The 15226-nt window shown below is 43.4% G+C and carries 13 protein-coding genes; 7 read left to right on the plus strand and 6 right to left on the minus strand.

From position 1 onward, the window contains the following. Window positions 1-273: 273 nt before the first annotated feature. The gene (locus tag CLOL250_RS10285; RefSeq protein WP_008402359.1) at window positions 274-489 is read right to left on the minus strand and encodes a cold-shock protein; all 216 of its coding nucleotides are present in this window, start codon (window positions 487-489) and stop codon (window positions 274-276) included. Window positions 490-769: 280 nt separating this feature from the next. Here CLOL250_RS10285 and CLOL250_RS10290 point away from each other — a divergent pair, with 280 nt between their 5' ends. From CLOL250_RS10290 to CLOL250_RS10300, 3 genes are all read left to right on the plus strand, one after another. Next, window positions 770-1831: a glycoside hydrolase family 5 protein gene (locus CLOL250_RS10290; RefSeq protein ID WP_008402360.1), complete on the plus strand. Its 1062-nt coding sequence runs from the start codon at window positions 770-772 to the stop codon at window positions 1829-1831. Between the two features lie 118 nt (window positions 1832-1949). Further along, window positions 1950-3062 carry a SpoIID/LytB domain-containing protein gene (locus CLOL250_RS10295; RefSeq protein ID WP_008402361.1) on the plus strand — a complete coding sequence of 371 codons (1113 nt, stop codon included), beginning with the start codon at window positions 1950-1952 and terminating at the stop codon, window positions 3060-3062. A gap of 215 nt (window positions 3063-3277) precedes the next feature. After that, window positions 3278-4006 (plus strand): M23 family metallopeptidase, encoded by a 729-nt coding sequence (locus CLOL250_RS10300; RefSeq protein ID WP_008402363.1) that lies wholly within the window; start codon window positions 3278-3280, stop codon window positions 4004-4006. A 70-nt stretch (window positions 4007-4076) separates the two neighbouring features. On the opposite strand, the gene CLOL250_RS10305 is transcribed toward CLOL250_RS10300, so the two are convergent. Together CLOL250_RS10305 and CLOL250_RS10310 are read right to left on the minus strand one after the other, a co-directional pair. Continuing rightward, window positions 4077-4850 (minus strand): ABC transporter permease subunit, encoded by a 774-nt coding sequence (locus CLOL250_RS10305; RefSeq protein WP_008402364.1) that lies wholly within the window; start codon window positions 4848-4850, stop codon window positions 4077-4079. Then, entirely contained in the window at window positions 4843-5775 is a 933-nt protein-coding gene (locus CLOL250_RS10310; RefSeq protein WP_008402365.1) for an ABC transporter ATP-binding protein, read from the minus strand. The genes CLOL250_RS10305 and CLOL250_RS10310 overlap by 8 nt, the downstream gene beginning before the upstream one ends. A 307-nt stretch (window positions 5776-6082) precedes the next feature. Between CLOL250_RS10310 and CLOL250_RS10315 the strand changes: the two genes are divergently transcribed. Next, complete coding sequence (locus CLOL250_RS10315; protein WP_044945946.1) at window positions 6083-6811, plus strand: hypothetical protein; 729 nt, start codon at window positions 6083-6085, stop codon at window positions 6809-6811. Window positions 6812-6887: 76 nt separating this feature from the next. Further along, window positions 6888-7301 (plus strand): DUF6796 family protein, encoded by a 414-nt coding sequence (locus CLOL250_RS10320; RefSeq protein ID WP_342413222.1) that lies wholly within the window; start codon window positions 6888-6890, stop codon window positions 7299-7301. Window positions 7302-7565: 264 nt separating this feature from the next. Here CLOL250_RS10320 and CLOL250_RS10325 read toward each other — a convergent pair whose 3' ends face one another. Genes CLOL250_RS10325 through CLOL250_RS10335 form a run of 3 tightly spaced genes read right to left on the minus strand, consistent with a single transcriptional unit; the run spans window position 7566 to window position 9443 of the window. Next, window positions 7566-8534 carry a DUF4097 domain-containing protein gene (locus CLOL250_RS10325; protein ID WP_008402368.1) on the minus strand — a complete coding sequence of 323 codons (969 nt, stop codon included), beginning with the start codon at window positions 8532-8534 and terminating at the stop codon, window positions 7566-7568. Between the two features lie 2 nt (window positions 8535-8536). Continuing rightward, window positions 8537-9130: a DUF1700 domain-containing protein gene (locus CLOL250_RS10330; RefSeq protein WP_008402370.1), complete on the minus strand. Its 594-nt coding sequence runs from the start codon at window positions 9128-9130 to the stop codon at window positions 8537-8539. After that, window positions 9123-9443: a PadR family transcriptional regulator gene (locus CLOL250_RS10335; RefSeq protein ID WP_008402371.1), complete on the minus strand. Its 321-nt coding sequence runs from the start codon at window positions 9441-9443 to the stop codon at window positions 9123-9125. Before CLOL250_RS10335 ends, CLOL250_RS10330 begins: the two co-directional genes overlap by 8 nt. 539 nt (window positions 9444-9982) lie before the next feature. Here CLOL250_RS10335 and ileS point away from each other — a divergent pair. Further along, window positions 9983-13153: an isoleucine--tRNA ligase gene (ileS, locus tag CLOL250_RS10345; RefSeq protein ID WP_008402373.1), complete on the plus strand. Its 3171-nt coding sequence runs from the start codon at window positions 9983-9985 to the stop codon at window positions 13151-13153. A gap of 278 nt (window positions 13154-13431) precedes the next feature. Continuing rightward, window positions 13432-15150, plus strand: a complete 1719-nt coding sequence (locus CLOL250_RS10350) for an alanine/glycine:cation symporter family protein (RefSeq protein ID WP_044945950.1) — start codon at window positions 13432-13434, stop codon at window positions 15148-15150. Window positions 15151-15226 lie beyond the last annotated feature (76 nt).

Raw genomic sequence — 15226 nt, forward strand, 5'->3', positions numbered from 1 at the left:
ATAGCGAGTCATTTATAATGGGGCTTATGGTCTGTACAGGGGCAATCCCTGTGTTTTCTGTTAAAAAAGAAGGGCACAATGTCCCTAAAATATCAAAATGAAAATAGCCTTGATCTGTAAATGTTAGATATCGATATCTTAGAGAAATAATAAAAGAAAAACTTAATAAAAGACTGAGGCTCTATATAATTTATGAAGCAGACCTGTTCGAACGAAAGTGTTCTGCGGAATAAATTGATATAGAGCCTCAGCCTTTTTATTCAAAGTAGAAAATTATTTAACGATTACAACGTTAGTAGCTCTTGTTCTTGAACCACCCTTAGGATCTTCCTCTGTGTCGAATGTAACCTGCTGACCTTCAACAAGTGTCTTATATCCTTCACCCTGGATAGCTGAGAAATGAACGAATACATCTCCGCTTCCGTCATTGTTTGAGATAAATCCATAACCTTTTTCTGCGTTAAACCATTTTACTGTACCGTTGTTCATGTGGGTACCTCCTTATATATTTCTTGCTTGTACCCAATGAAAACGTGCATCATTTATGAGAGAAATACGATTAAAACCTTAATCCATACGTCCGCTTAAAAGCGATTACATAGTTAATCTTGAATACGCTCTCATAATAGTATGGGCGCACCTATTTGTCAAGAAAAACAAGGTAAAAATAATGATAAAATCCGGTAAAAAATGATCCATGGGTTCTTGGCAGAAAAGAAAAAGTAGGGTACTATAAATACAGAAAAATGCAAAAACAGGAGGAGAGCGTATGAGAAAGGGAAAACGTCTGATTGCATGGATCATGGCAGTTGTTATGCTGTTTACAATCTGTGTATTTGGTGGAAATGGAACGGCGGAAGCGGCAGCTACAACACCGGTTGCAAAGCATGGAAGACTGTCTGTAAAGGGAGCAGACCTGGTCGACAGTAAGGGAAATAAATTCCAGCTTCGCGGTATCAGCACACATGGAATCAACTGGGATGTCGGATCGCCATATGTGAATAAGAAAGCATTCAAGACGCTTCGTGATGACTGGGGCGTGAATGCGATCCGGTTGGCAATGTATACCGAAGAATACAATGGCTATTGCAGTGGCGGCAGTCAGGCAAAGCTTCGGAAACTGGTGGATAAAGGTGTCGGGTATGCGACTGATCTTGGTATGTATGCGATCATCGACTGGCATATCTTAAGTGACGGAAACCCGAATAAGAACAAGTCACAGGCGAAGAAATTCTTTACCACGATGGCAAAGAAATATAAGAACAATAAAAATGTTATTTATGAGATCTGCAATGAGCCAAATGGCTGTAGCTGGAAAGAGATCAAATCCTATGCGACAGACATTATCAAAACGATCCGCAAATACGACAAGAAAGCAGTTATTATCGTGGGAACACCAACCTGGTCACAGCTTGGAACGGATGGAACGTCAAATGAAGTTGCAGACAGCCCGATCAAGGGATATAAGAATATCATGTACTCCCTGCATTTCTACGCAAGTGAGTGGGCGCACAATGAATATCTTCCGGCAAAGGTTGCTTATGCAAGAAAGAAGAAGCTTCCAATCATTGTATCTGAGTTTGGTTTATCACCGGCCAGTGGCGACGGAGCCATTAACAAGGCATCCGCAGACAAATGGATGAAGCTGCTTAACAAATATAACATCAGTTATTTCTGTTGGAGCCTCAGTAATAAGAACGAGTCGGCATCTTTGCTTAAGCCATCAACAAAGAAAACCTCCGGCTGGAAGTCAGGTGACTTATCCACAGCAGGAAAGTATATCAAGAAGAAATATCTTGCGAGAAAGAAAGCTCTTGGCAAGAAAGCATAGTGATCATGTATATGAGATAAACAGTAATATCGGCAAACAGCCGGATGGTCTGTTTGTATAATGAATCAATCATATTTTGCACCTGTGCATCATAGAATAAATAATACAGGAAAATCGTATGAAGCGAATCGGATTTTTCCGGAATGATGACAGGACAGGATGTGATGGTATGAAGAAAAATAACAGGATTCTAGCCTGGTTCACCATGGTTTTGTTAGCATTTGCAATTCCATATGTGGGAACCAGGCTTTTTGTGCGTTATCGGGATGTGTCGGATGCCCGGATCGCGGCACTTAGTAGCAGCCGGGATGTGTGTATCCTGCAAAATGAGAACTACAGGCTGATCGACTGTGAAGAATATATTTTGTATGTCCTTGCCGGATTGTATGATCCGTCGTGGAATGTGGAAATGACAAAGGCGATGGCAGTTCTGACCCGGACTGCGATCTATTATGAAATGAACGATCAGGCGGACACTGCAAATGGCGGGGGCAAGATCATCAATGAGGGAGATCTGAAAGAGATCCGTGTGGAGAAAGATGAATTAAAGCAAAAATGGGGGAAAGAATATAAGCAGAATATGGAAATGGTATATCAGGCTGTGAAGGATACAATGGGACAGGTTATCGTTTATGATGGCAGACTTATTATTCCTGTCAGTCATGCAGTCAGCATAGGGGTAACTGTCAGTGCAGAAGAATTATATGGTACTGCGATTCCATATCTGGTATCCGTTGACAGCAGTCAGGATATCCAGTCGCCGGATTTCTCATCGACAAAGATCTACAGTGCGCTTCGTATAAAGAAAGAATTTGGCATGAATGGAGAGGGAGAAGCGTTTGACGGATCAGAGAATCTGGGGCAGACCGACGTGGATGTTGAAAAAAACGAATCTGCGACGACTGGTTCAGCACAGAGTGAGGAACAGGCAGTGGATGCGGATGCACTGACTGTGCTTGAGGCGACGAAATCAGGATTTGTCCGAAAGGTAAATGTGTTCGGGACGGTCGTGACCGGAGAGACATTTGCACAGACCCTGTCACTTGGAACGACAAATTTTCATATCGATCAGGTCGAGGAGGGATATCGGATCATCTCGATCGGTAAAGGCTCATCCCTTGGAATGTCGATGTACGGAGCCGGATGGAAAGCCGATCAGGGCAGTACATATCGTGAGATCATTGCATACTATTATCCGGAAACTTCGATCGCGGATGGAGCGGCATATTAAACACCTGCGAAAACATATAAGGACAATTACCAATATATTGAGGATATTTGAAAGCATACAGATGGAATTGCAAAAGTGGTTGCTTTGCAAATCATTTCATTTCGCTGGTGGCAGGATACGACAAAATGCATAAGATAAATAAAAAGCTTGTGGAAAATATTTGCCTGTGTATATAATCCGGAAGTTCAGGCAACAATATCCATGAGGTGATAAACATGAAGAAATTTTTGAATGTTATTAAGAGAAATATTTTCTACATTGCCCTGATCGCCGGAATGGTGGCACTTGTAGGACTTGTAGCTCTATATAATGTGAAAACCCAGTCAGATGATGAAAATGCTGTCAGCTCGGAGGCAGTAGAAGAAACCGCAGACAGAAGCAATCTCGGAACAACAGAAGCAGTAAAAGAAACACTTGGCGGTACCGCCAAAGCAGAGAACAAGACAGAAGCAACAACAGAGAAAAGCTCAGAAGTAGAAACCGGAGCAAATGCTGCCAAGGTGGAAGAACAGATCGAACTGAACTATGACGGCAGTACAGCTCTTATGTGGCCACTAAACGGAAACGTGATCATACCATTCAGCATGGACACCACAGTATTTTACGAGACATTAAACCAGTACAAATGTAATGCCGGAATCGTATTGGAAGCAGCCGAAAATGATAAAGTATCAGCCGCTTACAAATGTAAGATCACAGAGATCACAAGCACACCGGAATTTGGAAATGTGGTAAAGGCATCCCTTGGGAATGGCTATGAAGTCATGTATGGACAGCTTAAGGATATCAATGTATCCGTTGGTCAGGTGGTAGATGCCGGCTGCACCATTGGCACTGTAGCAGAACCAAGCCGTTATTATTCAAAAGAAGGAACAAATCTGTATTTCGCAATCACCAAAGATGGCAAACCGGTCGATCCTGTATCATTGATCGAAGGGGAATAATCAGAACAATCCATATAAAGTATAAGAACAGATGCATGTCGTATCCACAGGGTAGGGTGTGTGTCTGTTTTTATTTTATCTCCTTCCTCTGGAACACCAACAGGGAAATAACGGTTGGCAGGATCAGAAGTACGGCGGCGATCTCCATAGCGTGAACAATCAGGCCGGTGGTTAGTGTCTGCCATGCAACAGCGGTCAGGCAGACGGTAGGAAGATTGGTGTAGATGATACGGAGTGCTTCTACTTCCGGGAAAATGGCATAGAAAAGCATGATGCCATTTGGCAGCAGGGCAACGACTACAGCATAGATACCGCACCACAGAAGGTCTGTGGAGAAGAACATGCACAGGGAGGATGCCATTGTCTGTCCGGCGATGATCATAGGAAGCATGATCACAAAACGCAGAAAATAATTCTGATATGCCGAAGCGGTCAGACTTCCATCATGACGAAAACAGATGTAATTCGTCAGCAGATAGGCTGCAGATACCACAACGATTCCGATAAGCAGCAATAGTGTATTCACGATACATTTGCCAAAAAAAATTGTGTTTCGGCTGGTTCCGAATGACACGATATTCTTCATCGTATTATTCCTCCATTCACCGGAGAAACCGATATCGGTGGTGAAAATAATGCAGTACCAGACGATCGTTGCCATCATGTACAGACCGGCATTCATAATATCTGCACCTTCAATCGTAAATGGGATCCGGATAACATGGATGGCATACCAGACAGATACGTTGATCAAAATGGCAATGACCACTCCGATTATGAGCAGGGTATATGGATAAGCCCGATGGATTACTTTGTAACATTCGCTTTTGAGGAAATTATTCAATCGTTGTCCCTCCTAACAGTTCAATAAAGAAATCTTCCAGTGTGGTTTTCACAATCTCCAGTGAGTACAGATCATATCTCTTTTCAAATAAGAAACGGCTGATCTTCTCAGTTGGGTAAACCGTGTTGTTTTCAAAATAAATATAAATGGTATCATCATCTGCATTGTAGGATGCGTCGAGTTGGAGCTCTTTTGAAAGACATTCAGCAGCTTTTTCACCATCACTGGTACGCACCTTTACATAGCTTTTTTCTTTTGCTTCTAATTCTTCAGCAGACATTTCCTGTAAGATCTGACCGTGATCGATGAACCCGTAGCATGTTGCCATATTTGCAAGCTCGGATAGAATATGCGAGGAAATGATGATCGTGAGTCCGTTCTCTTTGTTCAGCCGCAGCATCAGCTTTCGCATTTCGACGATGCCGGCAGGATCCAGACCATTGATCGGCTCATCTAAGATCAGAAATTCCGGATCGTGCATGAGCGACAGGGCGATTCCCAGACGCTGCTTCATGCCGAGAGAGAAATTTTTAAACTTTTTATCCTTAGCTTCGTAGAGTCCCGTTTCCTTCAGAACTGTTTCAACAATGGATGGATCGTCGATTCCGCGTTGGATACGGTAATATTCCAGATTGCGTTCTGCAGAGAAAAATGGATAAAATGCCGGAGTTTCGATGATAGCACCGGTTCTTTTCCGGGCTTCATTTAGTCCATGTGTTCCCTTCTTGCCAAAAAGTTCAATGCTGCCATAATCAGGAGCATTCTGTCCGGTAAACAGGCGGAGAAGTGTCGTTTTTCCTGCACCGTTTTTACCGATCAGAGCATAAATGTCGCCCTTTTTCACGGACATATTTATCTTATCAAGTGCAGGCTTATCACCGTATATCACTTCTACATCTGTTGCTTTTGCAATGACTTCTGCCATGGAACAGCACCTCCTGATTCAACCGAATTTTCCTATAATCAGCATACTGTTTTGCCGCAGGAAAGTCAATTCATGGAGCCGGCTCCAAGTTGAAACTTTTTTTATTTTTTCAAAATTAAAAATGTGCAGTTTGTAAGTTTATATATGTGCTGGTACAAGGTAACAATTATACAGAATTATCTAATGAAAGTGCATAATGAAAAATAAGGAAAAAATAGTGAAGATATAATGGAGAAAAAGATCAATATTTATTATAATGAAAGAATATCATGTCCTGCCAGACAGGACGACAAGGGGAGAGTTACAAATGATGCAAATGTTAAAAATCATGTTCATTATTCTTGTGGGAATTGGCATGTTGATCATGGGGATATACGAATTTATCCGGTTGAAAAAACGACGTAGGAAATTAAAGCAGTTATTGGACAATATTGCTTCGGGATCAACGGTTGATCAGTTGTTAAAGGAAAACCATCCGAAGCTGTCAGCTATGGATGAGATGGAAAAAGGTATCTATATCATAATAGGATTTGGAGCCGGGCTTATTTTGTTTGGAGCATTTTTCATGGCACAGGAGCTGATGGAGAGAAATGTCATACCGGATATGACGGGAACGACCGGGTGGATGCTTGTGCAGCGGCTGGTTGCATTTGCATCCGGCATCATTCTCCTTTTTATAGGAAGTGGCATGAAGAAGAAACAGGTAAAAGAAAATGATTACATGGATATGATGATTCCGGGGAAGGTAGTCGGAGAAGTGCCGGGAGCCAAGACACTGACGCCGGGGAAGGCGATCCTTACGATCCAGTACAATGATCCTTATGATGATAGTGTGCATAACTACCAATTGGTGCAGGAATTGAGCCGGAAGAAGCATCCGGTTGGCAGCGAATATCCGTTGTACTATTCCAGAGAGCAGCGCAAAGTATATGATCCGGGATCAAACAAAGTGAACCGGAAAACAGAACTGTTTCTCAAATGGCTGGGGATTATCATATGTCTGGTGTCCGTGTTGAGTATGTTCACGGCATTTTGATGAGGATAAGATAATATGCTAGAATAGCATTGGTTAGCAAACACTAACCGATGCCATTTTACGTTAAAGGAGAGAAATTTATCATTATCTGAATGCATTTGGTCTGACACCATGGATGTGTTTGCACTTGTTCTATATTATGATCCTGTATCTGTATACATGGATGACCGGATATGGATATGCCGATGCGGCACTTCCGGCATGCGAAGCCTTATTCGATCATCTGTCATGGGTTATCATAGTAAGCGAAGTCGTTATGCTTCCGGTATTCTTATACTGGTTTTATGTGGTCGTGCGCGGCAAAACTACATTGCCAAGATGGATGGCAGCAGGAAATGTACTTGTATTCTACTGCATTCTCTCTGCCATAAAAACAATACTTCCGGACACAGCATTCCGCCTTGGATTCACAAACGGCTTGATGAGCGAAAGCATGATCTTTTTCTTTATCCTCATATGGATTCTGGGAAGCAAAACTGCGGAGAAATAATAAAAAGGGATTGCCCTGTTAATCAGATTTACTGCTGTCTCTGAAATGACTAACTGCGGTTTCTGTTCGATGCACATGTCTTATTCGTAAATACTCCGGTGCTAACTCGCCTTCGGCTCAAACAAGCACTCGTATTTACTGACAATGTGCATCTCTCAACGAAATCCTCGTAATGTCATCTACAGAGACAGCGGTAGATCTGTTTTAACAGGGCAATCCCTTTTTCGTTTTTATAGACTTTTTTTAAAATAATATTCACTAATATTACTTCTGTCTGATGCTAATATCGCCGCTGGTCGTGCTGACGCCACATTCATATTCGGAATAATTTGCACCATGTGGAATATCAACATCGCCACTTTGTGTATCTGCTAAGAAACTGTAGCTTCGGTCAGAAGCAAGATCCAGATCAATGTCGCCGCTCGTAGCAGAAATGCTGATCGCATCAGCGGCCGTGATGGACATATCAATATCGCCACTCGTCGTATTACTGGAAAGACTGGTATTAGCAGTAATGTCACTGGCTGATACATAGCCGCTTGTGGTATAGAATTCTGCCTGATCTGTTGTTATGCGGTTCAACTGGATATCACCGCTTGAGGCATGAAGCTCCAGCTTAGTTGTAAATGAACCATTGCTGATAGAGATATCACCCGATGTAGTTTTGACTGTGAGGGTATTAGCTTCGATATCTGCGATATGGATGTCACCGCTGTTTGTCTTAAGACTGGTATATGAAGCGTTAAACACTGGCTTGCCATCAGTCTTGTGAGAATACAGATAGTCGATATCTCCACTTGCTGTGGCTACCTGGATAGATTCGTATTCTTTATCTGCCAGATAAACAACGGTAGTAGTATCCTGACCAAATCCGAGTGAGATTGTCGGATGGTGGGTACGTTTGTCTTCGCAGCGGAAGGTGAGCACGCCGTCAACAACCTCTGCATGGTTGGTCAGACCATCTGTATCATAATATTCGATGTAATTCGTTCCGTTGTCGGAGTTTTTGATCATGACGTCGGTAGATGCTTCGCCTGCGATGTCAATGGCGTTGAAATCATCTTTGATCTGAACTGTTTTCTTCACATAGTCCGGCAAGGCTTTCATACCGAGCAGGTCGACAGAACCATTTGGAAAATGGAATCCGTTAATTGCAAAACTTAAGAATACGATAATGACGCCGACCACTATAAATATAGAAGCAACAATAACTGCTTTTTTGGATTTACTCATAATTATCTCTCCTTTACAAACATTCTCTTAATTCCATTGATGGATGCCTTGTACAGCTTGAAAATGCCGATCGTAACAGGCTTCACGGCTACGACGAACAGGATCGCAAGTCCGATTCCGGCAAATGCAGCTCCAAGCATGAAAAGGGCAGCCGGAACATTCTGTGTAACAAAAAATGGAATAACTCCCAGCAGCCCGCCGATACCTGCAACTGCCATCGAGAGTACGATCGCATAGAAGGACAGGAGAAGTGCCAAAATGACAACCGCCATGGCAATGACCAGAACGATCGCGGTCAGTAACAGCGGAGCCCATATAGGAGAGCCAAGAATCAGCAAAATGATCTCCCATGCTTTTAACCGGTGGGATGGTTTGATCTTTTCTTTCACAAGTTTCGTTAGTGGCATATCTGCCAGAATCTGGTCAACGACATCGTCCGGGGCATCCATATCGGCAACCGCATCTTCCTCCGACAGACCATCTTCCATACGGTCATCGATCATTTCACTATAATAATCCATAAATTTATTAATATCGTCTGCCGGCATTTTCCGGATCTTTCCTCGGATCGCCGACAAATATTCCTGTTTAGTCATTGTCATTCTCCTCTCTGATAATAAAACGATATATAGATTCAAGTTCTTTCCATTCTTCTTTGAATTCCTCGATTCGTGCTTTGCCCGCATCGGTAATATGATAGTATTTCCGAAGCCGTCCGTTGTGTTCTACGGAGCGAACGGTGAGGAATGCGCCGGCTTCCAGTCTTCGCAGGATCGGATACAATGTAGATTCCGATATCGTTACAAAGGGTTTCATGTCCTTGATGATCTGATATCCATAAGAATCTTCATCCTTGATCGCAGCCAGTACACAGACATCCAGCATACCGCGTTTTAATTGAATATCCATATGTATACCTCCTTATGCACTATACTATATTACGCATAGTATAATATGTCAAGAGGTATTTTATAAAAAATAATTTGACAAGAACGCTCATGGTTGCTATACTCAAGGTTGATAAAAATAAGAAGAAAAGCGATGACAGAGACAGTAGATCATGTTTGAAAGGCAGAGCGAGCCGGAGATGGTGCAAGACCGGTGCGAGTAGAAGATGATGGAAGATCACTCTTAAGCTTCAGACCGAAAACGACAGCCAGTAGGCTCTGACGTCATTCCCTCGTTACGGGAAGCACATATGTTAGTATGCAAGTAATAGGTGGTATAACGAGAACTTTAAGCCTTCGTCCTTTTTGCGGCGGCGGCTTTTTTTACTTTATATGCAAATTATCTTATAAAGTAAATACTCCGATAAAGGTGTGCACCTCGCGATGAAGTAATTAATTGCTTCGCAATTCCGCTCGGGCGCGAAAGAGCCGCAAGCTACTCTTTGTTCTTTAAATAAAAAATATTTTGCATACATTGAATAAAAAGAAAGGAAGAACAACATGTACGAAAAAGTATCGACCAAATTGAATTTCGTAGACAGAGAACAGAAGGTTCTGGATTTCTGGAAAGAAAATCAGGTATTTGAGAAGAGTGTGGAAGAAACAAAGGATCTTCCGACTTACACATTTTATGATGGACCTCCAACAGCAAACGGTAAGCCACATATCGGCCATGTGCTTACACGAGTTATCAAGGATATGATTCCAAGATATCAGACAATGAAGGGCCATAACGTAGTAAGAAAGGCAGGATGGGATACACATGGCCTTCCTGTAGAGTTGGAAGTTGAGAAACTTTTAGGAATCGATGGCAAAGAGCAGATCGAGGAATACGGTCTGGAGCCATTTATTCAGAAATGTAAAGAATCCGTATGGAAATACAAAGGTATGTGGGAAGAATTCTCCGGCAAGGTAGGATTCTGGGCAGATATGGATGATCCATATGTAACATACCACAATGATTTCATCGAGTCCGAGTGGTGGGCACTGAAGAAGATCTGGGATCAGGGACTTTTATACAAAGGCTTCAAGATCGTGCCATATTGTCCGCGTTGCGGAACTCCACTGTCAAGCCACGAAGTAGCACAGGGTTATAAGACTGTAAAGGAACGTTCCGCAGTTGTAAGATTCAAGGTTATCGGCGAAGATGCATATTTCCTTGCATGGACAACTACACCTTGGACACTTCCATCAAACGTAGCCCTCTGTGTAAATCCGGATGAGACTTATGTCAAAGTAAAGGCAGCAGACGGATATACCTATTATCTGGCAGAAGCACTGGCAGACAAGGTACTCGGTTCCCTTGCAAAGGAGGCTACAGACGATACACCTGCTGTACCTGCATATGAAATTCTGGAGACATACAAAGGAAAAGATCTGGAATACAAAGAGTACGAACCATTATATGAGTGCGTAAAGCCTGTATGCGAGAAGCAACATAAGAAGGGTCACTACATCACATGTGATTCTTATGTAACTATGACAGATGGTACAGGTATCGTTCATATCGCACCTGCATTTGGTGAGGACGACGCAAATGTAGGAAGAAAGTACGATCTTCCATTTGTACAGTTCGTAGATGGCAAGGGTGATCTGACAGAGGAAACCCCTTATGCGGGAATCTTCGTAAAGGATGCAGATCCAAAGGTATTGGTTGACCTTGACAAAGAAGGACTTCTGTTCGACGCACCAAAGTTCGAGCATGAATATCCACACTGCTGGAGATGTGATACTCCGCTGATCTACTACGCAAGAGATACCTGGTTTATCAAGATGACAGCAGTCAGAGATAAGCTGGTTAAGAATAACGACACCGTAAACTGGATCCCTGAGAGCATTGGTAAGGGACGTTTCGGTGACTGGTTAAAGAATGTACAGGATTGGGGACTTTCCCGTAACCGTTATTGGGGAACTCCGTTAAATATCTGGGAATGTGAATGCGGATGCCGTCATGCGATCGGTTCGATCGAAGAATTAAAGAGCATGAGCGACAACTGCCCGGATGAGATCGAGCTGCACCGTCCGTTCATCGACGCTGTAACGATCAAATGTCCGGAGTGCGGTAAGCAGATGCACAGAGTATCTGAAGTTATCGACTGCTGGTTCGATTCAGGTTCCATGCCATTTGCACAGTGGCATTATCCGTTTGAGAATGCAGACATCTTCGAGAAGCATTTCCCTGCTGACTTCATCAGCGAGGCAGTTGACCAGACAAGAGGATGGTTCTATTCTCTGATGGCGATCTCAACCCTGTTATTTGACAAGGCTCCGTTCAAGAATGTAATTGTCCTCGGACATGTACAGGATAAGGATGGACAGAAGATGAGTAAGTCCAAGGGAAATGCCGTAGATCCGATGGATGCATTGAACAAATACGGTGCAGATGCGATCCGGTGGTATTTCTACAGCAACTCCGCTCCATGGCTTCCAAACCGTTTCCATGAAGATGCGGTTATCGAGTGCCAGAGAAAGTTCCTCGGAACCTTATGGAACACTTACGCATTCTATGTATTATATGCAAATATCGACAACTTCAATCCACTTGAGCATGAGCTGGATTACGAGAAGCTGTCACTGATGGATAAATGGTTATTATCAAAGCTGAACTCAACCGTAAAGGCTGTTGATGAGAACCTTGCAGCATACAAGATCCCTGAGACAACCAGAGTATTAGAGGAGTTCGTAGATGACCTTTCCAACTGGTATGTTCGTCGTGGACGTGAGAGATACTGGGCAAAGGGTATGGAGCAGGATAAGGTAAATGCCTACATGACACTGTATACAGCCCTTGTTACAATCTCCATGACAGCAGCTCCGATGATTCCGTTTATGGCAGAGGATATTTACCAGAATCTGGTAAGAAGCATTGATAAGGATGCTCCATTATCTGTTCATCTGTGCGAGTTCCCGAAGGTAGAGGAGAAGATGATCGACACAGATCTTGAAGCAGCTATGGATGAGATCTTAAAGATCGTTGTTCTTGGACGTGCAGCCAGAAATACTGCAAATATCAAGAACAGACAGCCGATCGGAACCATGTATGTAAAGGCAGCAAAAGAGCTGACAGAGGATGAGACAGCGATCGTCAAAGACGAGCTGAACATCAAGAACGTAGTATTTACAGAGGATATCGCAAGCTTCAGTTCTTACACATTCAAGCCGCAGCTTCGTACCGTAGGACCAAAGTACGGCAAGCAGTTAGGCGGAATCAAGGCATATCTGTCATCCGTTGACGGAAATGCAGCTATGGCAGAGCTGAAGGAAAAGGGTGCTCTGACATTTGACGTAAACGGCACAGAGGTATCTCTGGCAGAGGAAGATCTGCTGATCGATATCGCACAAACTGAAGGCTACGTTACAGAGGCAGACGGTGCGGTAACAGTTGTTATCGACACAAATCTGACAGAAGAACTCTTAGAGGAAGGATTTGTCAGAGAGATCGTATCCAAGATCCAGACCATGAGAAAGGAAGCCGGCTTCGAAGTAATGGACAAGATCACAGTCTATGCAGAGGGAAGCGACAAGGCAACCGGACTTATGAATGCAAATGCTGACAGCATCAAGTCAGACGTTATGGCAGATGCACTGGTAACCGGAAGTGTAGATGGCTATTCCAAGGAATGGAACATCAACGGCGAGAAGGTAACACTTGGTGTAAAGAAAAACGCATAAATAATACAGGGCGATGACCGATGCCGAAAAAAGCAAATTTATACTTGCTTTTTTCGGAAAGCGTCTGTATTATAGATAACATATTAAAAGGTGCAAGGAAGTACTAGAGATAGCAACTTCCCTGCACCTTTTTCTCGTTAATGAAGTTGCCAATTACACAACAAGGAGTAGAAACGAGCGGAAGCGTTCCCTGGTTGGTAATGTCAAAAACATTCAAATATAACATCAAACAGTAGATATTGTGTAATTGACTATGAATGAATATGGAGGCGATGGGTATGGAAAAACTCAATCAGATTGTAAGTGCAGTTGATTCGTTTGTGTGGGGACCGGTGATGCTGGTGCTTCTCGTAGGAACCGGTATCTTTCTGACGATACGGACGCGATTCCTGCCGTGGAGGAATCTCGGATATGCGATCAAGAGCACACTTAGTAAAGAAGCAAGAACAAAGAACAGAGGAACCGGTGATGTATCCCCATTCTCGGCACTGACGACAGCGCTTGCCGCAACGATCGGAACCGGAAATATCGTAGGTGTGGCGACAGCAATGGTATCCGGTGGTCCGGGTGCTCTGGTCTGGATGTGGATCTCGGCGTTGTTCGGAATCACATCGAAATTCTCAGAATGTATGCTGGCAATCAAATACCGTGAGGTAAATGCCAAAGGAGAGATCTCCGGCGGCCCGATGTATACGATGAAGAAAGCATTGAAACACAAAAGATTCGGAAGTGTGCTCGGTTGGTTGTTTGCATTCTTTGCGGTTGTTGCATCCTTTGGTATCGGAAATATGACACAGGCGAACTCGATTGCATCCTCCATGAATGAGACCTTTCACATCAATCCGATCATTATCGGTGTAATCCTTACGATCCTTGCCTTAATGATCATTATCGGCGGTATCAAATCCATATCAAAGATTTCCGCGATCGTTGTTCCGTTTATGGCAATCTTCTATGTACTTGCAGGACTTATAGTAATTATCGGAAATATATCGAATGTGCCGGAAGGTCTGCATGAGATCTTCACAATGGCATTTTCCATGAAATCCGTATCCGGCGGTGTGCTTGGTACCGTAGTTGCATCTATGACAAATGCAATGCGGTTCGGTGTTGCCCGTGGTTGTTTCTCAAATGAAGCAGGTATGGGATCGGCAGCGATCACCGCAGCAGCAGCTACAACAGATAACCCGGTTCGTCAGGGATATATCAATATGACAGGAACCTTCTGGGATACGATCGTTGTATGTACGATTACCGGTTTGGTAATCGCAAGCTCCGGTGTGATCGGTAAAACATCGACAACGACGGAAGGCTCATATGCGATCACCTCTGAAGCCGAAGATACGCTGGCTCTGACACATGAAGAAAAAGGCAAGATGGTGACGACAGAATATACCGTTACATACCAAGATGGAACAATGACTTTGTCCGGTGGAGCAGAGGATATCGTTCTGACACCATATGCAGACGCTTCCGATAGTGAAGCATTTGCAAAGCTTCAGCATCAGCCGGACAGTCTGGAAGCAGTTTATGAGAATGGTGCGATCACAGGTGCATGGACCTCTGGCTGCAATGCTTATATTTTTGATGAAGATGGTACATATTATTATGAAGAAGCCTATACAGGATCGGCACTGACGATCAAAGCATTTGAGACAGTTCTGGGTAAGGCGGGAGCATGGCTGGTAACGATCGGTATTGCGTTATTTGCATTCTCGACGATCCTTGGCTGGGAGTATCATGGAGAGAAGGCCTTTGAATACCTGTTCCATTCCCACAAATACAACATGATCTATCGTATCGTATTCTCCCTTGTAGTATACATCGGTGCGACGACTTCACTGGATCTGGCATGGAACTTCTCGGATATCGCAAATGCACTGATGGCGATTCCAAACCTGATCTGCCTGCTTCTGTTAAGCAAAGAGATCGCAACGGATATGCAGGAATTCCAGAAAGTACTCGCAGAAGAAAAAGCAGCAAAGAAGCGTGCGTAAATAGTCGACCTGTCTGTAAGTTTTTTGATCAAAATGGAAAATACATTACATATTATTCCGCAAGTCGTTTGCACTC

Source organism: Clostridium sp. L2-50, from assembly GCF_000154245.1.
Classification (GTDB): Bacteria; Bacillota; Clostridia; order Lachnospirales; family Lachnospiraceae; genus Coprococcus.

Bases quoted from the DNA above. Each gene is read 5' to 3' on its own strand.
- ileS (WP_008402373.1), top strand. From the start codon at position 9,983: ATGTACGAAAAAGTATCGACCAAATTGAATTTCGTAGACAGAGAACAG.
- CLOL250_RS10300 (WP_008402363.1), top strand. From the start codon at position 3,278: ATGAAGAAATTTTTGAATGTTATTAAGAGAAATATTTTCTACATTGCC.
- CLOL250_RS10290 (WP_008402360.1), top strand. From the start codon at position 770: ATGAGAAAGGGAAAACGTCTGATTGCATGGATCATGGCAGTTGTTATG.
- CLOL250_RS10335 (WP_008402371.1), bottom strand. From the start codon at position 9,443: ATGGATATTCAATTAAAACGCGGTATGCTGGATGTCTGTGTACTGGCT.
- CLOL250_RS10310 (WP_008402365.1), bottom strand. From the start codon at position 5,775: ATGGCAGAAGTCATTGCAAAAGCAACAGATGTAGAAGTGATATACGGT.
- CLOL250_RS10330 (WP_008402370.1), bottom strand. From the start codon at position 9,130: ATGACTAAACAGGAATATTTGTCGGCGATCCGAGGAAAGATCCGGAAA.
- CLOL250_RS10350 (WP_044945950.1), top strand. From the start codon at position 13,432: ATGGAAAAACTCAATCAGATTGTAAGTGCAGTTGATTCGTTTGTGTGG.
- CLOL250_RS10295 (WP_008402361.1), top strand. From the start codon at position 1,950: ATGAAGCGAATCGGATTTTTCCGGAATGATGACAGGACAGGATGTGAT.
- CLOL250_RS10285 (WP_008402359.1), bottom strand. From the start codon at position 489: ATGAACAACGGTACAGTAAAATGGTTTAACGCAGAAAAAGGTTATGGA.
- CLOL250_RS10325 (WP_008402368.1), bottom strand. From the start codon at position 8,534: ATGAGTAAATCCAAAAAAGCAGTTATTGTTGCTTCTATATTTATAGTG.
- CLOL250_RS10315 (WP_044945946.1), top strand. From the start codon at position 6,083: ATGATGCAAATGTTAAAAATCATGTTCATTATTCTTGTGGGAATTGGC.